General features: G+C 43.7%; 22 protein-coding genes, 1 riboswitch and 1 other annotated feature. Of the genes, 6 read left to right on the forward strand and 16 right to left on the reverse strand.

Annotation, left to right across the window (positions count from 1 at the left end; all coding sequences use genetic code 11):
- Positions 1-81 precede the first annotated feature (81 nt).
- From NR125_RS21130 to NR125_RS21140, 3 genes are all read right to left on the reverse strand, one after another.
- Entirely contained in the window at positions 82-1,134 is a 1,053-nt protein-coding gene (locus tag NR125_RS21130) for a FecCD family ABC transporter permease (protein ID WP_256816101.1), read from the reverse strand.
- The gene (locus tag NR125_RS21135) at positions 1,100-2,074 is read right to left on the reverse strand and encodes an ABC transporter substrate-binding protein (protein ID WP_256816102.1); all 975 of its coding nucleotides are present in this window, start codon (positions 2,072-2,074) and stop codon (positions 1,100-1,102) included. The genes NR125_RS21130 and NR125_RS21135 overlap by 35 nt, the downstream gene beginning before the upstream one ends.
- Before the next feature lie 287 nt (positions 2,075-2,361).
- Positions 2,362-2,566: riboswitch (cobalamin riboswitch) on the reverse strand.
- Between the two features lie 80 nt (positions 2,567-2,646).
- Positions 2,647-3,423: a hypothetical protein gene (locus tag NR125_RS21140; protein WP_256816103.1), complete on the reverse strand. Its 777-nt coding sequence runs from the start codon at positions 3,421-3,423 to the stop codon at positions 2,647-2,649.
- A gap of 363 nt (positions 3,424-3,786) precedes the next feature.
- Here NR125_RS21140 and NR125_RS21145 point away from each other — a divergent pair, with 363 nt between their 5' ends.
- The gene (locus NR125_RS21145; protein ID WP_019381226.1) at positions 3,787-4,971 is read left to right on the forward strand and encodes an FtsW/RodA/SpoVE family cell cycle protein; all 1,185 of its coding nucleotides are present in this window, start codon (positions 3,787-3,789) and stop codon (positions 4,969-4,971) included.
- A gap of 30 nt (positions 4,972-5,001) precedes the next feature.
- Positions 5,002-5,262: a binding site (T-box leader), on the forward strand.
- Positions 5,263-5,308: 46 nt separating this feature from the next.
- Positions 5,309-6,994 (forward strand): arginine--tRNA ligase, encoded by a 1,686-nt coding sequence (gene argS, locus NR125_RS21150; protein WP_256816109.1) that lies wholly within the window; start codon positions 5,309-5,311, stop codon positions 6,992-6,994.
- Positions 6,995-7,006: 12 nt separating this feature from the next.
- Here argS and NR125_RS21155 read toward each other — a convergent pair whose 3' ends face one another.
- Positions 7,007-7,888 carry a sulfite exporter TauE/SafE family protein gene (locus tag NR125_RS21155; protein ID WP_251157240.1) on the reverse strand — a complete coding sequence of 294 codons (882 nt, stop codon included), beginning with the start codon at positions 7,886-7,888 and terminating at the stop codon, positions 7,007-7,009.
- Between the two features lie 183 nt (positions 7,889-8,071).
- Between NR125_RS21155 and NR125_RS21160 the strand changes: the two genes are divergently transcribed.
- The 4 genes from NR125_RS21160 (at position 8,072) to NR125_RS21175 (ending at position 11,109) form a co-directional block, all read left to right on the forward strand.
- Positions 8,072-8,509: a Dps family protein gene (locus NR125_RS21160; RefSeq protein WP_009336349.1), complete on the forward strand. Its 438-nt coding sequence runs from the start codon at positions 8,072-8,074 to the stop codon at positions 8,507-8,509.
- 137 nt (positions 8,510-8,646) lie between these two features.
- Positions 8,647-9,540 carry an EamA family transporter gene (locus tag NR125_RS21165; protein ID WP_217027360.1) on the forward strand — a complete coding sequence of 298 codons (894 nt, stop codon included), beginning with the start codon at positions 8,647-8,649 and terminating at the stop codon, positions 9,538-9,540.
- A gap of 308 nt (positions 9,541-9,848) precedes the next feature.
- The gene (locus NR125_RS21170; protein WP_009336352.1) at positions 9,849-10,277 is read left to right on the forward strand and encodes a DUF4395 domain-containing protein; all 429 of its coding nucleotides are present in this window, start codon (positions 9,849-9,851) and stop codon (positions 10,275-10,277) included.
- A 106-nt stretch (positions 10,278-10,383) separates the two neighbouring features.
- Positions 10,384-11,109 (forward strand): YqcI/YcgG family protein, encoded by a 726-nt coding sequence (locus tag NR125_RS21175; protein ID WP_251157238.1) that lies wholly within the window; start codon positions 10,384-10,386, stop codon positions 11,107-11,109.
- Between the two features lie 119 nt (positions 11,110-11,228).
- Here the strand turns inward: NR125_RS21175 and NR125_RS21180 are convergent, their stop codons facing one another.
- The 12 genes from NR125_RS21180 to NR125_RS21235 form a co-directional block, all read right to left on the reverse strand.
- On the reverse strand, positions 11,229-12,014 hold the full coding sequence (locus tag NR125_RS21180; protein WP_019381221.1) for a serine hydrolase: 786 nt from the start codon (positions 12,012-12,014) through the stop codon (positions 11,229-11,231).
- A gap of 1 nt (position 12,015) precedes the next feature.
- Complete coding sequence (locus NR125_RS21185; RefSeq protein WP_019381220.1) at positions 12,016-13,026, reverse strand: ABC transporter ATP-binding protein; 1,011 nt, start codon at positions 13,024-13,026, stop codon at positions 12,016-12,018.
- A gap of 2 nt (positions 13,027-13,028) precedes the next feature.
- A complete protein-coding gene (locus NR125_RS21190) occupies positions 13,029-13,958 on the reverse strand; it encodes a C40 family peptidase (RefSeq protein WP_009336356.1) in 930 nt (309 codons plus the stop codon).
- Between the two features lie 26 nt (positions 13,959-13,984).
- Positions 13,985-15,091: a dipeptide epimerase gene (locus tag NR125_RS21195; protein WP_019381219.1), complete on the reverse strand. Its 1,107-nt coding sequence runs from the start codon at positions 15,089-15,091 to the stop codon at positions 13,985-13,987.
- A 13-nt stretch (positions 15,092-15,104) separates the two neighbouring features.
- Positions 15,105-16,025, reverse strand: coding sequence for a S66 peptidase family protein (locus NR125_RS21200; RefSeq protein WP_251157237.1), 921 nt, complete (start codon positions 16,023-16,025; stop codon positions 15,105-15,107).
- A gap of 387 nt (positions 16,026-16,412) precedes the next feature.
- Positions 16,413-18,041 carry a peptide ABC transporter substrate-binding protein gene (locus tag NR125_RS21205; protein WP_019381217.1) on the reverse strand — a complete coding sequence of 543 codons (1,629 nt, stop codon included), beginning with the start codon at positions 18,039-18,041 and terminating at the stop codon, positions 16,413-16,415.
- Positions 18,042-18,149: 108 nt separating this feature from the next.
- Positions 18,150-19,148, reverse strand: a complete 999-nt coding sequence (locus NR125_RS21210) for an ABC transporter ATP-binding protein (protein ID WP_009336361.1) — start codon at positions 19,146-19,148, stop codon at positions 18,150-18,152.
- Between the two features lie 4 nt (positions 19,149-19,152).
- Complete coding sequence (locus tag NR125_RS21215) at positions 19,153-20,109, reverse strand: ABC transporter permease (protein ID WP_009336362.1); 957 nt, start codon at positions 20,107-20,109, stop codon at positions 19,153-19,155.
- On the reverse strand, positions 20,109-21,041 hold the full coding sequence (locus NR125_RS21220; RefSeq protein WP_009336363.1) for an ABC transporter permease: 933 nt from the start codon (positions 21,039-21,041) through the stop codon (positions 20,109-20,111). Before NR125_RS21220 ends, NR125_RS21215 begins: the two co-directional genes overlap by 1 nt.
- Positions 21,042-21,054: 13 nt before the next feature.
- Complete coding sequence (locus tag NR125_RS21225) at positions 21,055-21,879, reverse strand: M55 family metallopeptidase (protein ID WP_071155110.1); 825 nt, start codon at positions 21,877-21,879, stop codon at positions 21,055-21,057.
- A 181-nt stretch (positions 21,880-22,060) separates the two neighbouring features.
- Positions 22,061-22,378: a DUF3870 domain-containing protein gene (locus NR125_RS21230; protein ID WP_009336365.1), complete on the reverse strand. Its 318-nt coding sequence runs from the start codon at positions 22,376-22,378 to the stop codon at positions 22,061-22,063.
- Positions 22,379-22,558: 180 nt separating this feature from the next.
- Entirely contained in the window at positions 22,559-23,761 is a 1,203-nt protein-coding gene (locus NR125_RS21235; RefSeq protein WP_256816104.1) for an alanyl-tRNA editing protein, read from the reverse strand.
- Positions 23,762-23,839 lie beyond the last annotated feature (78 nt).

Below are 23,839 nucleotides of genomic sequence, written 5' to 3' on the forward strand. Positions count from 1 at the left end.
ACCACTTGTTCCTGCAAAGAAAATCCAGGGAATCCTTCCTCCTTGAATGGGTGGACGCTTGTGCCGGACAGTTATCGAAGTTCAAAGTTTATTCTTTCTTTTAATTAAAATAATAGCAAACGCAGGTGCACCGATTATCGCTGTAATCACACCGATTGGAAGTTCGGTAGGTGCAATGATCGTCCGTGAAACCAGATCGGCAATAATAAGAAAGCCTGCACCCATCAGAATAGATAGCGGCAATAGGTGCCTATGATCCGGTCCCCATAACAGCCTGGTCAGATGAGGGATCACAAGACCGACAAATCCTATCGTTCCAGATACAGCTACAGCCGCACCAGTCAAGATAGAGCCAGCTATCAGGACCATCATCTTTCTCTTCTGAACGTCCACCCCTATATGCTGGGCCTTTTCTTCTCCGAAGCTCATGGCATTAAGCTCTTTGCTGTTCACTAAAAGAAGGATGGCACCCAGTACAAAAAACGGAATGATAATTTTAATATACGCCCACCCTCTCATGGATACACTGCCAAGAAGCCAGCCAATAATCTGTCTAAGCTCCTCTCCAGTCAGGGCAATCATCAGAGAAATCAGAGCGCCAAGAAAAGAACTGAAGATAATGCCTGTTAAAATAATCGTTTCCACTTTCATGGATCTTTCAATTTTTCTGGCAAACAGCAAAACGGCAAAAATGGTTAAAAAGGAAAATAAAATGCTGAATAACGGCAGCGTAAACATTCCTGCAAACGGAATGGATAATCCTAAGAATAATGTTAAAACAGCACCTAGTGAAGCCCCGGATGAAACCCCAATTGTATATGGATCTGCCAGCGGATTTCTTAATAAACCTTGAAAGGCGGCTCCCGCAATTGCAAGAGACGCCCCTACTAAGCCAGCCAGCAAAACGCGCGGCAGGCGAATATTCATAATGATATTTGAATGCATAGCATCCGTGTTTCCCAATGAAATAAAAGGAAATAGCTCAGCGCTTATTACTCTGATAATCGTCATGGGGTGAACAGACACTGTTCCAATTGAAATCCCCATCAGCATGGCTAAAAGCAGGAAAGCCGCTGCTGTTAGATAAGCTAAAAATTTATTATTTAAATACGTCCGGATATACTGCTTTTGCAAGTTCCTCGACTCCTTCAATAATACGAGGGCCAGAGCGGGTTACCATATCGGAATCAACATCGGCAACATGCTTATTTTTTACTGCGGTTATATCCTGCCAGCCATCCCTTTTCATTACATTGCCAGCAGCATCCTCAGTGTAATAGCCATGAGTTGTGATGATTACATCCGGATTCCGTTCGATAATCGCTTCCGGATCCATTTTCGGCCATCCTTCTTCGGAAATGATATTTTCTGCATTGATGGCACTTAGCATTTCATCCATAAATGTTTTTGTACCTGCTGTATAGATTTCAGGAGCAGGTGAAACTTCCACGAAAACCGATTTGCGGTCTTCTTCTTTTATGCCCTGAGCTTTTGTTTTGATTTCCTCGAGCTTGCTCTTCATATCTGAAACAAGCTGCTCTGCTTTATCCTTCTCTCCCGCTGCGGTTCCAACCATTTCAATGGATTCAAAAACCTGATCAAAGCTCTTTGCATCATTGACAACAAGGACGGTCACACCTGCATCCCTTAATTGCTGAAGGCCAGCTTCGGAATTATGTGCGCTTGACGCGTGAGCAAGGACAAGATCCGGTTTTAAAGAAATAATTTTCTCGACATTAAATTCCATGCCGCCAATCTTTTCTTTTTCTGTGGCTTCGGGCGGGTAGTTATCAAAATCGGAGACTCCGACAACTTCTTCGCCAAGCCCCAATTCAAAAACAATTTCGGTGTTGCTTGGAATCATGGAAACGATTCTTTCGGGCTTGGATTCGATGACGATTTCATTATCAAGAGCATCCTTTATCGTAACAGGAAAAGCAGCCTCTTCCCCGCCAGTATTCTGCCCTTCCTCAACCTTTTTCTCTTCTTTAGGCTGTTCAGCACTCTCGCCGCAGCCTGCTAGCACTCCTGCAGCCAGAAGCATCGTTAATAAAAATGCATAAAACTTTCTCATACTCAGCAATCCTCCTAGAACTTTCGACAAAATTCGGGTGGTGTCTAACACCATCTTAAAAAAATAAAAGGCTGGTTCTCATAATATTTTTTAGCTTACAAACCTAGCGCGTTGATTTCCGCTGCAATCAACTCAGTGGCAGAAACTAAGTTAGCCACCCATAGACTTTTAGAAACAACCAAATAAAAAACATCCCCTCGGACGGCGAGGAGATGTTGGCATGGTCATTTATCAATTAGTGCAGAAAGGATGGCCGGACCAAACACCTCCCTATCCTCGTAGGTTTATGGGTGCTTAAGAATCAGGCAGGTCTCCTGGCTCATGGTCAATGCGTTCTGCTCCTTCCCATACATTCCTGTACAGTGGATTTACAGACAGCTTCCATTTACAGTGGCGGGACCGCGCTGGAATTTCACCAGCTTCCCTATTAAGTCTTCAAAAGAGCCTGTTTTAAAACCCTTTTGAGAAGACACCTGTTCTATGCTGATATAAAATTTTCTATCTCCGATTATACACCATCACGCAGAAAAAGTAAGAGAATTTTGCTGAATGTTGTAAAAAAGTTCAGAATTCTAGCGCGAGTATATTTTCCATTCCCTTGTTTTCTTATCAAACACAATCTTCGCCTCACATGGCTCTTTCACAATGGCCTCATACTCGTCATACATATCATCCATATTCGCAAAGTCGCCAATAATCCAAATAGGAATTTCTATCCGGACCCGATTCTGTTCGATATCCTTAATGGAAAGTACCGCTCCCTCTTTCATAAGAGACTTTAAGGAAAGCAGGACATCTCTGGTGATAGGAGGATACGTCTTTTTCTTTTTTATGCCAAGGAGCGTTTTTTCGACTTTCATCTGTCCCATTTTACCGGGGATTACTTCCCCAAGCATGCGGTAAAAATCGTTCAGATCGCGATAATATGTACGGTTAAACCAGCCATCATCATGGGCCAGGTACACATAGCGATTGCTCAGATAATTGTAAAAAGGCGGCTTAAGATGTTCCTTGACATGGCCGAGATAAAGAAGCTCAGCAATTGTCTGGCCGGGAAGCTCATTCACCGCTTCCTCTTCCTCGAAATCAATCCAGCAAAAATCGCCATAGCCATATACATCATCCTCAACCAGCCTGCCCAGCTTGTCCCTTGACACATAATCGAACATCGTGTGGGTATTAAAGTCCCCATGTTCAAAACGATGCTTTAACAACAGCAGATTGTTAATAGAATCGGAATGAGTTTGGGCAAACTCTGCAAACTCAATTCCATAAGTCATCACATACTGATCCTGTTCATTAAGATGGATGTAGATGAGATCACGAATAGCATGATTCCTTCTTTTCAATGACGAAACCTCCGAACCGTTACCCAAAGTGGTGTTTTCAAAGAAAAGCACTGAGCTAGACAGATAAGAATAGCGCAAGCGCCTTCACAAATTAGTAAAAAGACAGCTTCTTTTTGAAACTGCCTGTTAAACATCCAGTATTTTATTCTCTTATTGTAGCAAAAATAACTGAAAATATCTTTGCCGATGAGAAAAAATTTTAAATTGCAGCCTGCCCGGTTTTTTGGAAATACAGGAAACCATCATGCTGATTCATTCGTCTAACTACATGCAGAGAAAAATGTATTCTGTTCTCCATTGTAAGGTTTATTTTTCTTTGTTAGGATAAAAATGTAAAAAGGTACAGAAACCAGGTGTATACAAATGAACAAGAATAATAGATTCTCAGACCGGTTCGATTGGACGTTATGCTTTCTGCTGCTGCTATTTTTCCTCATCAGCTGCATCGCTATTTACAGCGGACAATCCTCCAATCAATATGAAGGGAATTTTGTCGTCTCACAAATAAAAAATTATGTTGTCGGAGCTATCATTGTGGCAATTGTCATGTATTTTGACAGCGAGCAAATCAGAAGGCTTACTTGGCTGCTGTACGGTTTAGGCATCCTATTGCTTGTCGGGTTATTCATTGCACCGGAAAGCATTGCACCAGAGCGCAAAGGGGCTACATTGTGGTATATCATTCCTGGACTTGGTTCTGTGCAGCCCTCAGAGTTTGTTAAGGTATTCCTTATCATTGCCCTCAGCAAAATCATCGCTGACCACCATCTGAAATATCAGGCAAAGACTGCAGGCACGGACTTTTTCCTTCTAATCAAATTAGGGGCTGCCACATTGCCTCCATTAGGATTGATTATTATTGAAGACCTGGGTACCGCCCTTGTCATCATTGCCATATTAACTGGAATCATCCTGGTTTCCGGGATCACCTGGAAAATCCTTGTTCCGATTTATGGAATCCTTGGCGCTTTCGCGGGAACGGTGCTCTATCTGGTCATCATAGCACCGGAGATTTTAGAGAAGTACCTTGGGATAGACCCCTATCAGTTCAGCCGAATTTATTCCTGGCTTGACCCGGTTAATCACAAGCAGGGAGCCGGAATGCAGCTGTACAACTCCATGCTCGCAATCGGCTCAGGATTAATATCCGGAAAAGGGTTTACTGACAGACAGGTGTATGTGCCTGATGCCCATACTGATTTTATTTTTAGCGTCATTGGCGAGGAGTACGGCTTTTTTGGTGCAAGTGTAGTAATCAGCCTTTTCTTTCTGCTCATCTATCACTTAACTAAAACCGGCTTGGAGACGACCGACCCTTTTAATACCTATATTTGCGTCGGGGTCATCAGTATGATCACCTTCCATGTATTTCAAAATATCGGTATGACTATTCAGGTACTGCCAATCACCGGCATTCCGCTGCCGTTTATCAGCTACGGCGGAAGCTCGCTTATGGGAAACATGATGGCGATGGGCCTGATTTTCAGCATCCGCTACCATCACAGAACTTATATGTTTTCAACGGATTCAAATTATGTTGCAAAATAATTCCAACGGCGTATAATAACATTAATATATTTAGTGTCTATGATGAAGAGAGTAGCAAAGGGCCCTTTCCTAAAAGCGAGACAGGGACGGTGCAAGCCTGTCGGGAAATCCTTTCGTGAAGCGCACTTCGGAGATGCATAGCTGAAAGAAAAGTAGGCTATGCCGGGTAAGGAGTCCCGTTACCAAACCCCTTTAGGAAATGCGTTCAAACATATTTTGAAACGTCCTTTCAAAAGAGGTCCTTTGGACAATCAGAGTGGTACCGCGGGTAGACTTCAGCTCGTCTCTATTTTTATATAGAGGCGGGCTTTTTTATTTTCCAGGAGGTGTTAATATGATCAATTTCAAAGCTATTTTCACAGCTCAGCTGGCTTCAGTGCTGAATGGGCAGCTTTCTGACGAAGCAATTGCGGACTTAATCGAAACGCCAAAGAATCCGGCACATGGCGATCTTGCTTTTCCCTGTTTTACACTTGCAAAAGCATTCAGGAAGTCACCTGCCTCTATTGCTGACGAGACAGCGTGCCTGATTCAGGGACCGCATATCGAAAAAGCAGAGGCTGCTGGTCCTTACATTAATATCTTCTTTTCCAAAGAGTCAGCCGGTGCAGTCATAATGGAAAAAATTTTGAACGAAGGAAAAGAATATGGACAGAAGAATGATGGCGCAGGCAAAACAGCCGTGCTTGATTTCTCTTCGCCAAACATCGCAAAGCCCTTCTCCATGGGCCATTTGCGGTCTACGGTCATTGGAAACGCCCTCGGCAGCCTGGCCGAAAAATGCGGTTATACAGCGGTCAGAATCAACCACTTAGGCGATTGGGGCACACAATTCGGCAAGCTGATCACCGCTTATACAAAGTGGGGCAGCCCGGATAAAGTGAAGGAAAATCCCATAAAGGAACTGCTTAGCCTATATATACGCTTCCATGAAGAAGCAGAAGCTAACCCAGCCCTTGAAGATGAAGCGCGTTCCTGGTTCAAAGAGCTTGAAAACGGAAATGAGCAAGCTCAGGCACTCTGGAGCTGGTTTAGAGAAGAATCATTGAAAGAATTCCAGCGGGTTTATGATATGCTTGGCATTCATTTCGACTCATACAATGGTGAAGCTTTTTATAATGATAAAATGGAACCCGTCATAGAGGAACTCATGGCAAAAGACCTGCTGGCTGAGTCTGATGGCGCAGAGGTGGTTCAACTGCCTGATGAAGACCTTCCTCCATGCCTGATAAAAAAATCCGACGGAGCGACTCTGTATGCAACACGGGATCTCGCTGCAGCTTTTTATAGAAAAGAAACCTATCAGTTTGATCATTCCCTATACATTGTCGGTCAGGAACAGAGCATCCATTTCAGGCAGGTTAAAAGCGTTATTAAAAAGATGGGTTATGAGTGGGCGGATAATATGAGACATGTCCCTTTTGGCCTCTATTTAAAAGATGGAAAAAAGATGTCTACCCGAAAAGGCAGAGTCATCCTTCTTGAGGAGGTCCTGAATGAAGCAATCCTTCTGGCAAAGACCAATATCGAAGCTAAAAATCCCGGCTTGGAAAACAAAGATGAAGTCGCTGAAGCAGTCGGCATCGGGGCTATTCTGTTCCATGATCTGAAAAATGACCGCATGAATAATATTGAATTTTCACTTGAAGATATGCTGACATTTGAAGGAGAAACAGGACCCTATCTGCAATACACCAATGCCCGGGCCTATTCTCTTCTCCGCAAGGCAGACAATATTCCATCTGCCGAAAATGGGCTATCTGATTCTTACAGCTGGGAAATTATCAAGCTGCTCTATCAGTATCCTGAAAAAATCAGACAATCTTATATGCAGCTTTCCCCTTCTGTCCTGGCTAAATATTTGATTGATGTGGCTCAAGCCTTCAATAAATATTACGGACAGGTAAGAATATTAGAAAAGGATAACAGCATCAAATCAAGACTTGCCCTTGTCAAAGCAGTCACAATTGTTCTTTCCGACGGGATGCAGACACTCGGCATGAAGGTGCCCCGGCAAATGTAAAAGGAGAGGCCATTATGGTCTCTCCTTTTTTGCCTTTGTGCGGGCATTTGCTTTATGCATTTTCACAAGGCTTCTTACTAAAAAGCCGCCGACAAAAATGGCCATCAGCACTAAGCCGGTATAATTCAAATGTATTAATTTCAGAATCACACTTGCCACTGTAGCCATATATAAGGCTCCGAGCATATAGGTGATTTCTTCGTTTTCAAAATAGGAGGTAAGCTTCGCTCCAAATTGTGACCCTATCAGGCCTCCTGTTACGAGTGAAATGCCAATCCAATAATCAATGCTGACAGTGGAAGCGTAGGATAGAAAGCCTGCAGATACGATTAACATGATAGCAAACAAGCTGGTTCCTACTGCTTTCTTCGGCATCATCCCTAAATAGGCAACCGATAAAGGCACCATAATAAAGCCGCCGCCCACACCTAATGTCGTAGAAACAAATCCTGCAAAAAATCCAATCAGAACCATTTTCACAATGGATGGAGAATGTTCAGATGACGGAGAGGCATTGGCTGATTTTTTCCCTCTTTTTAACATGCCCAAAGCAAAATAAGACAGCAGAATGATATAAAACAAAGGAACTGCCCACGCATCCCAGCCCTTTTCCTCAAGAAACAGCACGAAGGGATGGGCGGCCTGAGTAGCTGCCATGCCGCTTAGTCCAAGAATCAGCCCTTGCTTAAGCCATATATTCTTCATCCTGATATGAGCGAAGATGCCTGAAAGAGAGGTACCAATTGAAAAAAGCAAACTCGTTGTGATTGCTTCTACCGGAGAAAAGCCAAACAGCATGAGTGTCGGAGTAAGAATGAATCCCCCGCCTACCCCAAAAAAACCAGAGAGCACACTAATAAGCGCTCCGAGCGTAATAAATAAGAGATATTCCATTAAAAAATCCTCACTAACCTGTATGTCTTGCCAATTAAGCGGTACTATATCACTTTACCATAATCAGCCATGGTTATACTGTGGATTTTGAATTTGCTTATTTATAATTATTATAAATAGGTATTGATTTTAATTTGATATTTGTTATAATAAATATATAAATGACTTAGGGGGAATATAAAAATGGAAAAATTACATGCAGCATTAAATGTACAAATCGCAAACTGGAGTGTTCTTTATACTAAATTGCACCGCTACCACTGGTTTGTAAAAGGCCCGCTTTTCTTTACCCTTCATGAAAAGTTCGAAGAATTATATAATGAAGCAGCTGAAGTTGTGGATGAGGCAGCCGAACGCCTGCTAGCCATCGGCGGCTCACCGGCAGCGACACTTAAGGAGTTCTTAAGCATCACTACTCTTGAAGAGTCTAATGGGGAAAAGAAAGCAGAAGATATGGTTGCCGCTCTTGCTTCCGATTATAGACATATTAAAGAACAATTAATTTCTTTAGCACAGCTTGCTGAGGAGCAGGAAGATCAAGTGACAGGCGACTTTGCCATCGGTCTTATGGAAAAATTGGATACGCATATTTGGATGTTAAATGCCTACTTAGGAGAATAATCGATAATTAAGAAAGAGTCAGTGAGAAAAATCACTGGCTCTTATTTTTGTGCAGAAAAAATCTTCCCCTAAAGACTTACTGAGATGTTATGATTGACCTGATTGCCTGATATCATCTTCAGAAGGGAGTATCCATAATGGGAAACTTAAAATATTCATTATTCATTTTTCTTGGCGCATGCAGTTATGGCATTCTGGCATCCATTGTGAAACTCGGACTCCAGGCCGGCCACTCTGTTCCTGAATTGACCGGAAGCCAATATTTATTTGGGCTCCTTTTGCTGTTGCTTTCTTTCCCATTTATCAAAAAAACAAAAATCACCCTTAAACAAACAGCAGCTTTGTTATTGACCGGTGCTTCCCTAAGTTTAACAGGCATTCTGTATGGAATGAGCCTTGATCGGAATCCGGCCTCCATCGCTGTTGTTCTCTTATTTCAGTTCACCTGGATAGGAATTCTTTTAGAAGCTCTATATGAAAGAAAGATGCCCAGCAAAGCAAAAATCATTTCTTCGATTTTGCTAATTATAGGGACTGTATTTGCAAGCAACCTGATTAATTCCGGGTCACATCCTATTCAAGCTGAGGGACTGATCTATGGCTTATTATCTGCGGTAACATTTGCCGTATTCATTTTTGCAAGCGGCAAGGCAGGTAAAGGAATTCCAACCATCCAGATGAGCATCTTCATCACGTTTGGCGGACTTCTTCTGGTTGCAGCTTTTTCAGGCCCCGTTTTAATAAGCGGTGGCATCCAGCTTGAGGGCCTATGGAAATTCGGGCTGCTGATGGCATTGTTCGGGGCTATTTTCCCAATTGTATTTTTTGCAATCGGCTCACCTCATTTAGATTCAGGTCTTGCCACAATTGTAGGTTCTGCCGAACTCCCGGCCGCTGTTGCTGCTGCCATGCTGATTCTTGGCGAAAGAATTTCAGAAGCACAGACTTTCGGAATCGTGCTGATCCTGATCGGAATCAGCATTCCGCAGTTCACATTAAAAAAAGCAGCAAAGAATCGTTTTAGCACGTAACGTGTTTTTACGGATAAAATTTTTCAGGAGACTTTGGAATCCATTCCAAAGTCTTTTTTCTTTAAAGGCTGTTGCATGAGTTCGGACTCTCTCCTGCGGATCTTCTTCTCCTGTCTGAAGTTGCACCGGGTTCGGACTCTCTTGACCAGAATTCACCTCCTACTGTCCGAAGTAGCGCAGGGTTCTTTTCGATATTGTCCTTCATAACGGACTATTTTTATTTTCCCAAGCTTTTTCTCTTCACAAAAACTTGCAATTTAAGTAAACTATTAATACCTATAAAACCAATGAGAAAGGTCGGAAAATAATTGGCAAATATACCTGTTTCTATTCCCCGCCCGCTCGTAAGAACTAATCAATGGTCGATCGTATTAAGTGTTTTAGCTTCGTGGCTAACCGGTGAAGCATGGATTCTTGCCATACCCCTCCTTGCAGGTATAATGGGCCTATTGTTCGGCTACAATCCCATTATGCGTGCAGCAAAACTTTTTCTAAGAAAAAATCCTGCTGATTACATTCCTGAAGACTGGGAGCAGCAGCAATTTAATCAAGTGATTGCCGTTGCATGCCTGGCGCTGGGCCTGATCAGCTTTCTTCTGGGCTGGACAGCTGCAGGATATGTTTTTACAGCTATGGTAGCTCTATCAGCATTTGTCGCCATTCTTGGATTTTGCATAGGCTGTTTTATCCGCTTTCAGCTCAATCAATATAAATACCGAAAATCTTATAAAGCTTAAGGCAGCCAACACGGCTGTCTTTTTCATTTCCTTTTCCACCCAGCTAGTTTCAAAGGACTTTTTAAGGGGTACATATTTCATAAGTAGAACATTCTGAGGTGAAAAAATGAAAACTGCCAGTAAGTTTCTTTTAACAAAAGAAGATATGATTAACCCCGAGATTGTGCCTGAGTGGGTTATTCAGGAATATAAAACATTTCATGATACAGTTACAGATAAAACCTTCCCGTGCTATTTTGGAATGACTGCTGAAATGCGCGGCGAATTGAGATATGCCTATATTACACAGGAAGATTGGTCTAACCTGCCGGGAGCCCTCGAATCCTTTATCGAGCTTTTTGACGCACCAAAACTCATTCGCCATGGCCTGTTTGTATTTGTGGAGCCGGAGACAGATGAAAAACCGCTTGAACATTACAGAGAATATTTCTGGAATATTCTGCAGTATTTGCATAAGGTTGATACAAAGCCTTGGCCTAAGGATTATCCGACAGATCCTGACCACCACTTATGGGCGTTTTCTTTTGCTGAGGAACCATTCTTTGTGTTTGGAAATGCGCCTGCCTACAAGCAGAGAAAGACGAGGGATTTAGGCAATAGCCTTGTACTCGGCTTCCAGCCGCGCCGCATTTTTGAAGGCCTTGAAGGCACCTCTAAAGGCGGCATCATGTCCAGGGAAAAAGTAAGGGAACGGGTTGAAAAATGGGATGGCCTCCCTACCCATCCAAACATCAGCCATTATGGCGATCCCGAACACCGTGAGTGGAAACAATACTTTATCGGTGATGACATTAAACCAATCGAAGGGAAATGCCCTTTTCATCATAAATAATTTTGAAAGCTCAGCGCCTAGCGCACGAATTATCTTCGAGGACCGTCGATCCACTAATTCTTCCTGAAAAGCAAAAAACTGCATAGATAAATAAGGAACCGTTCTCAGTAAACGGTTCCTTATTTATGAGTTATATATTGATTAATGCGACTGCCAATTGCGGACAGTACTTCTCTTCCAGCTGCCTGACTTTGAAGCTGGTCGACAAGGACAGCGGCGTAAACGGTGTTTCCTTTATGGGTAAATATGGCGCAATCATGCTCTATTCCGGGTAGTTCTCCTGTTTTGCTGGCAACCTTGACTTTTTCCGTGTCCATTGTGTTTGCAAGTTTGTTCTTATACTGCTGTTTTTCCAATATATCCAGTGCTTTTTCTGTAAATTTCCCGGATAAAAGCGAATTCTCTGCCAATGCCTTCATGCCATACACCATATCCCTGGCAGTCGTGGTGTTGTCCATGCCGTTTTTCAATGCCTCAAAGTCCATCATCTTTCTGTTTAATTCCGTGCAATTAAACCCCAAACTTTTGATAAACTGATTGATTTTCTCTATTCCCAGCCTCTCAATGATGAGATTGGTCGCAGTATTATCAGATACAATGACCATGAGCGTCATTAAGTCTATAACCTTCATCTTCAGACCCTTGCTCATGGCCTGCAATACCCCGGCTCCGCCAACCCGGGCAGCATCCTTCACTTCTGCTTCCTCATCGAGATCAAGCAGGGCATTCTCCGCCTGTGAAAGCCCCGCGAGTAAAATGGGAACCTTAATTAAGCTTGCGGAAGAGATAACATCATCGGCATTTGTTTCGATAACACCATCCTCTGTATGGATGTATACGGCCACACGTCCTTCACAGCAGCTGGCCAAATCAAGAATTTCTGCTTTGATAGTAAGAAAGTTCATGTTATTTCGCAGCGGCTACTTGCGGCCGGTTATGGTCGCCCGTTACCTTTTCATTATATAAATGGCAGGCCACAAAATGATCCTTCTCAATCTCCTGCCACTCAGGCTTCATGGAAGCACAAGCCTCCATCGCATAAGGACAGCGCGTGCGGAATACGCAGCCGCTTGGAGGATTCATTGGACTTGGGAGTTCCCCTTCCAAAATGATTCTTTCCCGATGATCCTCAACATCAGGGTCAGGGATGGGAATCGCCGAAAGTAAGGCCTGCGTATAAGGGTGAAGCGGATTTTTATATAAGTTTTCGCTTGTGGTTAATTCCACTAAATTCCCCAAATACATAACGCCAATTCTGTCGCTGATATGTTTGACCATCGAGAGATCATGGGCGATAAATAAGTAGGTCAGGCCTTTTTTCTTTTGGAGCCCCTTAAGCAGGTTGACTACCTGGGCTTGTACCGATACATCCAGTGCGGAGATCGGCTCATCAGCAATAATGAATTCCGGATCCAGCGCTAATGCACGGGCAATCCCAATTCTTTGCCTTTGTCCGCCGCTGAATTCATGCGGGTAGCGGTTGGCATGATCGCGGTTAAGTCCCACATCCTCCAGAAGCTGATAGACCCGCTCAAGCCGTTCCTTCTTGTTCGGATATAACCCATGCACTTCCATGGGCTCCGAAATAATCTCCTGGACGGTTGACCGCGGATTCAACGAAGCATATGGATCCTGAAAGATCATCTGCATCTTCCTGTGAAAAGCAAACCTTTCTTTTTCAGTCATGGTATGGACATTCTTTCCGTCATAAAGGACATCGCCTTCTGTACGGTTATATAAACCAATAATTGTACGCCCTGCGGTTGACTTTCCGCAGCCGGATTCGCCGACAATCCCGAAGGTTTCTCCTTGTTTGATATGAAAGGAGACATCATCAACGGCCTTCAGAGTCTGTCCTTTCCCCATTGAAAAATGCTTCTTCAAATTATTGACCTTTAACAGTGCTTCTTTTGACATATTTATTCCCCCGTCTCTTGCCAGTAACGTCTAGCTGCACATAATTCCTTTTCATAGATGGTGTCTTTCAAGTCGATAATTTCGATGGTTTTACCGGTATTAGGAGAATGAAGCAGCTTCCCATCACCATAATAGATGCCAACATGATGGAGTTTGCCTTTTCCTTCTTCATAAGCAAAAAATAATAAGTCCCCGGGTTCAATGGCGTCAAGTTCAACCGGATCCCCTGCTTCCGCCTGATCATGGGCATCACGGGGGATGATAAATCCATTTGCTTTGCACATAGAATAGCTGAATCCTGAGCAGTCATACCCAAAGCTGCTCATGCCGCCCCATAGATATGGCAGGCCTATAAATTGTTCCCCCGCATCGATGATGTCTTTTCCGCTGCCTTTCCGTATAGCCCCGATTGTTTCATACACCTGCACATCTTCAGGTTTTAGATATCCTGCTCCTTCAGGTGTCTGCACCTGAATCCACTCAGCTTCTTCTCTTAACACCGGGAGTATGGTTTGATAGCTTAGTATAAGTTCCGGCTCTCTGTCATTAGAATAGAGGGTTGCCTTTTTCTTCTGAATGACCGCAGCCTTTCTGCTACCAAGCTTCCAATCTTCATTTTTAGTCAGCTGGGCCTTCGGCACCCATCCGGGATATCCTCTCTCGTCCTTAGAAGAAGGCTGGCCCGGGACAACAACATGAACCCACCCATCCTTCTCCTCCAATACAATCACTTCTTCTCCGTACAGAACTTGTGATTGAACAAGATTCCCTTCGCAAAGTTCAAGCCGGGGCTCATATGTGAGCTTTCCAAGCCAGGAATCCAGATTAACTGGATTGGTGATCGCTTCAAAGTCAATTTCTCTTGATGAATCGCTTGATGTCCACAAGGTTGCTACAGGAACCGATACCAGCCATTTTTGCTGAATTGCCAAAACAAATTCCTCCTTTTCATGATTTATCAGGAAGTCAGTTCCTGCTTGTTCACTATTAACGATACATTCCTGATGCCCAGACCATGTTCCGACGGCAGGGTGATTTTACGGCCGGAATAATGGATTCCGCCTTCCACAATTTCTTTTGCCATCATCAATGGAGCGTCAAAGTCAAAACGGGTTATATTCTTTTTGCTTGCGGCAAAATGGGCTGCTGCCGTAATGCCGATCTTGGTTTCAATCATGCTGCCCACCATGCACTCCATCCCGCAGACTTCAGCGAGCTGATTGATGATCTGCGCCTGATAAATGCCGCCTGATTTCATCAGCTTAATATTGATTAAATCAGCACTTCGCGTTTTAATGACTTCAAATGCCTGCTTCGGGGAAAAGACACTTTCGTCTGCCATAATCGGTGTATCAACCGCATCGGTAACCTGCTTAAGGCCCTCTATATCCCAGGCCTTCACAGGCTGTTCGACAAGCTCAATATTCAAGTCCAAAGCTTCCATTTTTCGGATGGCATGGATAGCATCCTTTGATTTCCAGCCCTGATTGGCATCCAGGCGGATTTTAATCTTTGATCCGACACGTGTGCGGATTTCTCTAATTCTCTCAATATCTGTTAAAATATCATCCTTGCCTACCTTCACCTTAAGGACATTAAAGCCCTGCTGAACATAGGAAACAGCATCTTCTCCCATTTCCTCCGGGCCATTGACGCTTACCGTATAATCCGTTTCCACCTCATTTTTATGTCCTCCTAAAAATTGGTAAAGGGGCAGTTTGCACTGCTGTGCAAGACAATCATACAATGCCATATCCACCGCAGCCTTTGCACTTGAATTTCCTATTAAAGCTGACTGAATTCCCTGGAAGATATCCTCATAGTTTAGAAGACTCTTATTGACCAGCATCGGCTTTAATACATGATGAATGGCGGATTCGATGCTTGAAAGGCTGTCTCCTGTGATCACCACAGTTGGAGGGGCCTCCCCCCAGCCGGCAATACCGTTATCGCAAGTTACTTTTACAACAATCGTTTCTGCTGTCTCAACCGTTCTCAAAGCTGTTTTAAATGGTTTTTTCAGTGGTACCGCAGCTCTAAATGTTTCGATCGTGTTTATTTTCATCTATACCACCCTTTTACTTAACGCCGCTTTCGATTATCAGCTTTTTACCGGCAGCATCCAATTCTGCCATTACACCTAAAGGCACAGAAATATGCGGAGAGCAATGGCCGATATTAAAGCCTTTTACAGCCGGCTTATTCACCCTTTTTATATAAGTATCCAGTACTTCATCCAGTTCTAAGGAAAGTTCTCTTTCAGGGACGCAATTATTAAAGTCCCCGATGATAAAGCCGGCCGCATCCTCAAGCTTCCCGGCCATATGCAGCTGGTTTAGCATGCGGTCGACCGCACGGGGCTCTTCATTGATGTCTTCAATAAGAACAAGCTTATCTTTTGTATCTATTTCATAGGGTGTCCCTATCGTACTGGCCAGGAGAGACAAATTTCCGCCCGTTAAGACTCCCGAAGCCCTGCCGCTTACCATTGTCTCCAGATTTGAAATCCCTTCTGGATAGTCAAGCGTTACAGGCTCAAATAACTGGTTAAAATATTGCTTTGATAGCGGATCCGCATCCTCCTTGCCAATATCGGATGCCAGCATCGGGCCATGGAAGGTGACTAATCCCGTCTGCTGGCGGATTGCGGTGTGCAGGAATGTAATATCACTGTAGCCCCAGAAAATTTTCGGGTTTTCTTTAATCAGGCTGTATTCAATTTGGGACGCAATTCTCCCTGTGCCATAGCCGCCGCCTGCGCAAATGATGGCTTTGACTTCCTTATCCAAAAACATTTTATGTAAATCTGCCAGCCGGTCCTCGTCATTTCCGGCAAGGTATCCATATTGATCAGTCACATGATCGCCCATTTTTACTTTTACGCCAAGCTCATCCAAAAAGGCCAGGGATCGCTTCAGGTTTTCCTGATTGGGCGGACTTGCCGGTGCTATAATTCCAATCGCATCGCCTTTTTCCAGGCGCTGAGGTTTCATTGCCATGCTGCCACATCCTTTTAGTTGTTTATTAGCATTATATGCTCCTTCAGCAAAAGCATTGTTTGGGAAATGAAATAATTGTCGAGGATATAAGCTAAAATTCGAGAAAATGTATTATTTTTCGGGAAATAATTTGAAAAGCGCAGAGCGGCGACAAGCTTAAGACAAGCGCTAGGCAGAAGGCGTTTTTTGCCTTCAGAAGTGATTGCCCGAAAAATGAAGGCGACTGCTTAGGGAGCCGCATTTAGCCAAGCTTCAGACCTTGAGCCGATGGCGCTCGGAGCTAGACAGTTATCAAAGTTCAAAGATCCAAATTCTCAAAAGTTTATATTTCGAAAAAAAGGGATGTTCGCACGAACACCCCTTTTTTCAAATCAAGCAGAAGAAGCATTACTTCTTATCTGCCCATTTAAGCTCCATGTATCCAACCGGATGGCGGACGATTCCTGAAACAGCATCATTATAAAGATAAACCTGGTTGTAGAAATGGATAGGGATAATCGGCATTTCTTCAAATAAGATTTTTTCTGCTTCATACATTAGTTCAAAGCGTTTGGCTTCATCAGCTTCATTCTTTGCATCTTTAATCAGCTGATCGTATTTCTCATTGCTCCAGCCGGTGCGGTTCATGGAATGACCTGTCTGGAAGTTTTCAAGGAAGTTGATAGGATCTGCGTAGTCAGCAAGGAATGAGCTTCGTGATAATTGGAATTTAAGCGCTTTTTGTTCTTCAGCGAATACATTCCATTCCATGTTGGCAAGCTTTACTTCCACGCCAAGGTTTTCTTTGAACATTTGCTGAAGTGCTTCAGCTATTTTCTTGTGTGTATCATCCGTGCTGTATGTTAAGGTAACTTCTGGAAGCTTATCATATCCTTCTTCTTCCATGCCTTTTTCAAGTAATGCCTTCGCTTCTTCTGCATTTGTTTTTACAAGATCTCCCGACACTTCACGGAAATCTTTTCCTGAAGGATCAGTAAAACCATATGAAACAAATCCATATGCTGGCTTTTCGCCATTCTTTGTGACGAAATCAACAATTTGCTGCTGGTCCACTGCCATCGCAAATGCTTTACGGATGTTTAGATTTTGGAATGGCTCCATGTTTACATTAAATCGATAAAAATAATCTCCAGCCTGGTCTTCAACTTTTGCTTCTCCCAGCAGCTGCTCGCTTAGCTCAGAAGGTACATCCGATACATCCAGTTCTCCCGATTGATACATTTGATATTCTGTATTTGTATCATCAATGATTGCCCAGTGAATTTTATCAAGCTTTACAGTCTCAGCATCCCAATATTGATCGTTTTTCTCCATCACAAAATGGCTGTCATGCTCCCATTCCGTTAAGTTAAAAGGACCATTTCCGACAAAAGATTCAGCTTCAGCAAACCACTTCGGGTTTTCTGTTGCAACTTTTTCGTTAATTGGGAAAAATGCAGGGTTAGTGATTACACTTAAGAAGTAAGCTTGCGGACTAACTAAAGTAACTTCAAATGTTTTGTCATCAACTGCTTTTACTTTTACATCATCAGCTGATCCTTCCCCATTGTTATAAGCTTCTCCGCCTTCAATGAAGTAACCAAGGAAAGCGGCTGAAGAACCTGTATCAGGATTTAAAAGGCGCTTCCATGCAAATTCGAAGTCACCTGCAGTTACAGGATCACCATTTGACCATTTTGCATCCTCACGGATATGAAAGGTATAAACCTTTCCATCTTCTGAGATATCCCATTTTTCAGCAATTGCTGCTTCTGGTTCATGATCTTGCCCCAGACGGGTCAAACCTTCCATCAAGTTATTCAGTGCGCTCCAGGAAACAGAGTCAAAGCCGATAGGAGGATCAAACGAAGTCGGCTCCTGGCCATTGTTCAAATAAAGCACTTTTTCAGCACTTTCTTCTTCTTTCTTGCCATCATCCTTGCTGTCTGTTTCTTTGCCGGCATTTTCATTTGCCGTACAGGCTGCCATGACAAACAGCAATACACCTGCCAGCAGCAGTGATAAAAACTTTTTCATTCTTTTTCCCCCTCTTAAAATATATTTCTTTATCTATCAGCTGCCTGTTTGACAGCTGATAGAATCATAACTTTCACTGTGCTGATCCAGCACTGTGAAAGGAAAAACCTATTTTACGGATGCAAGCATTTTCTGTGCCCGTTCATCCTGGAGCCAGCAATCTACATGATGATCACGGCTTATATGAGTTTTATATGGATAAACCCGGTCACATACTTCCATTGCGAAGCCGCATCGGGCAGCAAACGGGCAGCCGGCCGGCGGAGCGAATAAATCCGGCGGGGATCCGCCAATGGGAACTAGATCGGCTCCGTCAAGATCAAGACGCGGAACTGAATTCAGCAGGCCTTTCGTATAGGGATGCTGTGGATTGTAGAAGATTTCCCTTCGTTCTCCGGCTTCCACTATTTTTCCTGCGTACATGACGGCAATGCGGTCCGCTACTTGAGCGACAACGCCAAGGTCATGGGTAATGATGATAATGGATACTCCAGTTTTCTTCTGGATATCTTTAAACAAATCCAATATTTGTGCTTGTATGGTCACATCAAGTGCGGTTGTAGGTTCATCGGCAATTAGCACTTCGGGCGCACAGACAAGGGCCATGGCAATCACAATCCGCTGCCTCATCCCTCCGCTGAACTGGTGGGGATAATGCTTCAATCTTTCGGACGGATTTGGAATCCCAACTAAATTAAGCATTTCCAGGGCCTTTTTACGGGCATCCTGCCGGGAAATGGGTTCATGCTGCATAATTCCTTCTATAATTTGCTCCCCAATGGTAATAGTAGGGTTCAAAGCCGTCATTGGATCCTGAAAGATCATCGAAATGTCTGCACCGCGAATATTCCGCATTTCAGACTCTTTTAATTTGGTCAGATCCTTCCCTTTAAAAAGGACAGCGCCATCAGCTATTCTCCCGGGCGGGGAGGGAATCAGCCGCATGATGCTCTGGGAAGTCACGCTTTTCCCGCAGCCGGATTCACCGACAATTGCAAGGGTTTCCCCCTTATACAGATCAAATGTTACTCCCCTTACAGCCTGGACTTCACCGCCATAAGTGGTAAATGTGACATGCAGGTCTTTTACTTCCAGTACTTTCTCCATGCTGCTACCTCCTTAACTTTGGATCAAGGGCATCCTGCAATCCGTCTCCCAGCACATTAAACGAAAACATGGTCAGGGAGATGAAAAAGGCAGGGAAGAACAGGCGCCACCAGTGACCTGATAGAATTGTAGACAGCCCATCATTGGCCATGGATCCCCAGCTGGCAAAAGGAGGCTGAATGCCTAATCCCAGAAAGCTCAGGAAAGCCTCTGCAAAGATGGCTGAAGGAACGGTAAGTGTCATCTGTACAATAATAGGGCCCATCGTATTCGGAAGCAGGTTTTTCTTAATAATCCTCGAAGTTTTTGTCCCAAAAGTCTTTGATGCCAGTACAAATTCATAGTTCTTAATCTGCAGAACCTGCCCGCGGACAATCCGGGCCATCCCAACCCAGCCCGTCACAGAAAGGGCAAATATAATCGTGAACAAACCAGGTCCCATTACGACGCTGATTAAAATAACAACAAGCAAATAAGGAAGTCCATAAAGAATTTCCACAACCCTCATCATGGCATTATCTGTTCTGCCGCCTTTATAGCCGGCAATCCCGCCATAGATGACTCCGATTGCAAAATCAATCATGGCAGCAACGATTCCCACGAATAAGGAAATTCTTGCACCATACCATGTTCTGGCGAATACATCTCTGCCCAGCTCGTCAGTGCCGAACCAATACTTCGATGATGGCGGAAGGTTCTGATTAGTCAGAGACTGCTCAGATACACTATGCGGGGAAAGCATGGGTCCAAAAATAGACATAAAGGCTAAAGCAATAAGAAAGAATAGCCCTGCCATTGCCAGCTTATTTTTCAAAAGCCGGCGCCATGCATCCTGCCAATAGGAAAGGCTCGGCCTTACAACTGCTTCCGCTGCATCCTGGTCCTTGGCCTTAGGCACAAACCAGTCATCCGGAATATCGGGTGCAAGGTTGCGGTTATCATGCTGTTTGCGCAGTTCCATTAGCTCGCCTCCTTTTTGTGAAGCTTAATTCTCGGGTCTAAAATTCCATATGCAATGTCCACAAGGAACAGCATAATAATCAATATTGAACTGTAAAAAACGGTGGTCCCCATTATGACGGGATAATCACGTGTATTGATGCTTTCTACAAAATACTTTCCCATTCCAGGAATGGCAAAGATTTTTTCAATGACAAACGTACCTGTCAAAATGCTTGCTGCCAAGGATCCCAATACAGTTACGACAGGCAGGAGGGCATTCCTCAGTGCATGCTTAAACACAATTTTCACTGGTGATAAGCCTTTTGCTTTGGCCGTTTTTATGTAATCCTGCGTCAGCACCTCCAGCATGCTTGAACGTGTCAGACGGGCGATAATCGCCATGGGCCCTGTCGCAAGCGCCAGAGTCGGCAGTATCATATGCTTCGGACTTGACCAGGTAGCCACCGGCAGGATTGCCAGGTTGACAGCAAGTTGCTGAATTAACAGTGTGGCAAGCACAAAGTTTGGCACCGATATTCCCAGAACAGCAATGGTCATCGCTAAATAATCAATAAAGCCATTGTGCCGGAGGGCAGCTATGATTCCGAGGGCAATTCCCGAAAAAACCGCCACGATCAATGTGACGATTCCCAGTTCGAAAGACACCGGAAAGCCCCGTCCGAGCATTTCATTAACCGTCTGGGAAGATTTTTTAATAGATGGCCCAAAGTCGAATGTCACAACGGACTTCAAGTACATCCCATATTGGACATAGAGCGGTTCATCCAAATGGTAGAATTTTTCCAGATTTCGCTGAACCGCTTCACTTGTATTTCTTTCTTCATTAAAAGGCGACCCCGGTATGGAATGCATTAAGAAAAAAGTCAGAGTGATAATGAACCAAAGTGTGACGACCATTGCGATAAGGCGTTTTATTATGTATCCAGTCATTCATTAACACTTCCTAACAGAATGTAGTTCTCATGGCCAGCTCAGTCATCACCAGCATTGCCTGGTATGCTTCAAGAATATCCTTAGCCTGATAGCGGACAATGGTTGTATTCTCTTCTATCTCTGCACCAGGCATTAAAGCAGCCCACTCAGCCTGGCCATAGTTGGCAAATTCAATTTTCAATACAGGGTTTTCTGGCGGAACAAGCGGTTCTACAAGTTCCTTCCTGCTAAGAGCCTCTGCTGCTTTTTCTCTTAAAAGCTGTCCGGCTTTTGCAGGTGTCAGCGATTTCACGCTTGAGCGAGAAATCGTTTCCTTTACAACCGCAGTGGTGACATTCGGGATTAATTTTTCTGCTTCCAGAGCCGCCTGGTCATCTCCGGCCACCATGAGAACAGGTACGCCATGATAACCTGCCACATAAGCATTAAAGCCCATTTCCCCAATGGCATGGTCATTGATGTACATATGCCTTACACCGAATATCATGGAGTGGGACATAACTCCTTTCATGGAAGCACGTGCATGATAACCAACAAACATGGCACCGCTAAAGGTTGAATCAAGCCCCTGAACCATTGAGTATGGCTTCACATCGCCAGTAATCAGCTGTGTTTCTGGATGCATCCTTTCAATGAGCAGGTTATTCATTTTCGAGTGGCTGTCATTTACGATAACCTCGCTGCAGCCCTCGTCAAAGGCAGCTGTTACCACATGATTTGCTTCATCAGTCATGATTATCCTGCTGCGTTCATAATTGTGCTTCGAAGAGTCAACATGTGTGTGATCAGCCAGACCCGTTATTCCTTCCATATCAACCGATAGATAAAGCTTCATTAAAAATCCCCCAAATATTATATTGTTATAGTTTTATATTATAGATTATTTGATATTTTCTGTAAAATTAGCCTGTAATCTACCTTTTATACAGGCAGAATGCAAAAAATCCAGCTATCGGAGAAAATAATGCTTTTCTCTGATAGCTGGATTTCATCTGCGGAAAACAGAAAAAGCAGCTCTACTTATTCATAATTTGTGTATATTTTATATGGGCATTTTTAAAGGCAACCATTAGTGCCTTTTGAGAGGAGCCGAAGTAGCGGCTTTCGATTTCTTCCGTTACCTTGTCAGCTTCCAGTATGGATTTGCCGACAAATATTGATTTAATAAATAATGAGGTTAAGTTAATGGTAGATGAACATTCTGCATCTACAATTTCATCTGTTTCCCTGTCAATTACAAGACCTATAAAGAAGCCATTGTATTTTTGCATAATCGGATTGTTCAATGATGTTTTGCTGTCCCCGATGATATAGACGGTATTTTGTCTGTACATGAACTTGCCTCCTGCAGAACCGGATATTATATGAGGCGTTTATGAGGTTATCATAAACATTCATTATAATGCATGGCCCGTACCAAAATTGTAATACAACAGAAGCTGTATTACAATCACTTTTCAATACTTTTCTAAATATTTTATCAATTAAGGCTGTTCCTTCTCATTATTACATTATCAGTTTTCAGAGCTGATTTGCCCTGCAAGTCTCAGTGCATACTGAAGCAGGTTCTCCCCGCTCATAAGTTTGTCTCCCCCACCCTGTGCAAATTGAGGATTCCCCCCGCCTTTTCCGTTAATCTTCTGCAAAAGTTCTGCAGCCAGGCCCTTCATATCAGACCCGGAATCTGCTCCACTGGCGCAAACAAATTGAAGTTTATCGGCGGTTTCATTGATTAGGATAACAACAGCATTTTCAGATTGGGATGCGATTAGGCGGGCCAGTTTCTGCAGCTCCTGGATGGATCGTCCCTCAAAGACCTTGCTGGTACACTCCCCGTTTCCTGCTATGAACAATTCTTTTGCTTCATAAGCTAACAGCGCTTCCTTTGCTGCTTCCAGCTGTTTCTCCAGGTTCTTCCCATTTTCAATCAAACGGCTGGCTGCTGAAGGCAAGTCCTCTTCTGATGCATTAAGAAGCTGACTAAGATTTTTTGTAATTTCATGTTTGCTCTGAAGCTGCGCAAGGATCCGATTCCCGCAGATAAACTGCACACGGATTTTCTTCTTTTGGCGTTCCCAGTCTAATACTTTAATGCCGGCAACCTGGCCGGTTGAAGATGGGTGGGTTCCGCCGCATCCGTTATAATCAAATTCCGGGATCATCACAAGCCGAATGTCTTCCCTGACAGACAGCTGCTTGCGGAGCGGAAATTGGGAAGCTTCTTCCGCACTCACCCACCTGGCTTCTATTGGCCGGTTCTCAAGAATGATGCGATTCGCCAGCCTCTCCGCTTCTTCTGCATGCCGGACCGGTAATTCACTGATATCCAGATCAATGGTTAATGTTTCTTTACCTAAATGAAAGCTGACCGTTTTATAGCCGTAAAGCTCTTCAAAGGCAGCCGATAAAATATGCTGTCCTGCATGCTGCTGCATATGGTCAAACCGTCTGTTCCAATCTATTTCTCCTGAGACACTGGAAATGGAGGGGTCCAATTCCCTTTCTAAATAATGACGGATTTCCCCTTCCGCTTCTTCAACATCCAACACTTTTACGCCATTAAGTGTTCCCTCATCATGAGGCTGTCCTCCGCCAGTTGGGTAAAAGGCCGTTTCTTTCAGGACGGCATATATCTTTTCCTTGTCATCTTCTCCCTGATAGACAAGTTCCGTTTCAAATGTTTGGATATATGGATCTTCATAATAAAGTTTATTCAAAGCGAACCAACCTTCCTTGTAACTATTCTATTTTTAAACTACCGATTATGCAGTTACAGGTCAAGCCACTTATTAGTC

Source organism: Cytobacillus sp. Bac17, from assembly GCF_024519925.1.
GTDB lineage: Bacteria > Bacillota > Bacilli > Bacillales > Cytobacillaceae > Cytobacillus > Cytobacillus pseudoceanisediminis.

Bases quoted from the DNA above. Each gene is read 5' to 3' on its own strand.
- NR125_RS21135 (WP_256816102.1), bottom strand. From the start codon at position 2,074: ATGAGAAAGTTTTATGCATTTTTATTAACGATGCTTCTGGCTGCAGGA.
- NR125_RS21145 (WP_019381226.1), top strand. From the start codon at position 3,787: ATGAACAAGAATAATAGATTCTCAGACCGGTTCGATTGGACGTTATGC.
- NR125_RS21155 (WP_251157240.1), bottom strand. From the start codon at position 7,888: ATGGAATATCTCTTATTTATTACGCTCGGAGCGCTTATTAGTGTGCTC.
- NR125_RS21160 (WP_009336349.1), top strand. From the start codon at position 8,072: ATGGAAAAATTACATGCAGCATTAAATGTACAAATCGCAAACTGGAGT.
- NR125_RS21165 (WP_217027360.1), top strand. From the start codon at position 8,647: ATGGGAAACTTAAAATATTCATTATTCATTTTTCTTGGCGCATGCAGT.
- NR125_RS21175 (WP_251157238.1), top strand. From the start codon at position 10,384: ATGAAAACTGCCAGTAAGTTTCTTTTAACAAAAGAAGATATGATTAAC.
- NR125_RS21180 (WP_019381221.1), bottom strand. From the start codon at position 12,014: ATGAACTTTCTTACTATCAAAGCAGAAATTCTTGATTTGGCCAGCTGC.
- NR125_RS21185 (WP_019381220.1), bottom strand. From the start codon at position 13,026: ATGTCAAAAGAAGCACTGTTAAAGGTCAATAATTTGAAGAAGCATTTT.
- NR125_RS21195 (WP_019381219.1), bottom strand. From the start codon at position 15,091: ATGAAAATAAACACGATCGAAACATTTAGAGCTGCGGTACCACTGAAA.
- NR125_RS21200 (WP_251157237.1), bottom strand. From the start codon at position 16,025: ATGGCAATGAAACCTCAGCGCCTGGAAAAAGGCGATGCGATTGGAATT.
- NR125_RS21205 (WP_019381217.1), bottom strand. From the start codon at position 18,041: ATGAAAAAGTTTTTATCACTGCTGCTGGCAGGTGTATTGCTGTTTGTC.
- NR125_RS21210 (WP_009336361.1), bottom strand. From the start codon at position 19,148: ATGGAGAAAGTACTGGAAGTAAAAGACCTGCATGTCACATTTACCACT.
- NR125_RS21215 (WP_009336362.1), bottom strand. From the start codon at position 20,109: ATGGAACTGCGCAAACAGCATGATAACCGCAACCTTGCACCCGATATT.
- NR125_RS21220 (WP_009336363.1), bottom strand. From the start codon at position 21,041: ATGACTGGATACATAATAAAACGCCTTATCGCAATGGTCGTCACACTT.
- NR125_RS21225 (WP_071155110.1), bottom strand. From the start codon at position 21,879: ATGAAGCTTTATCTATCGGTTGATATGGAAGGAATAACGGGTCTGGCT.
- NR125_RS21230 (WP_009336365.1), bottom strand. From the start codon at position 22,378: ATGTACAGACAAAATACCGTCTATATCATCGGGGACAGCAAAACATCA.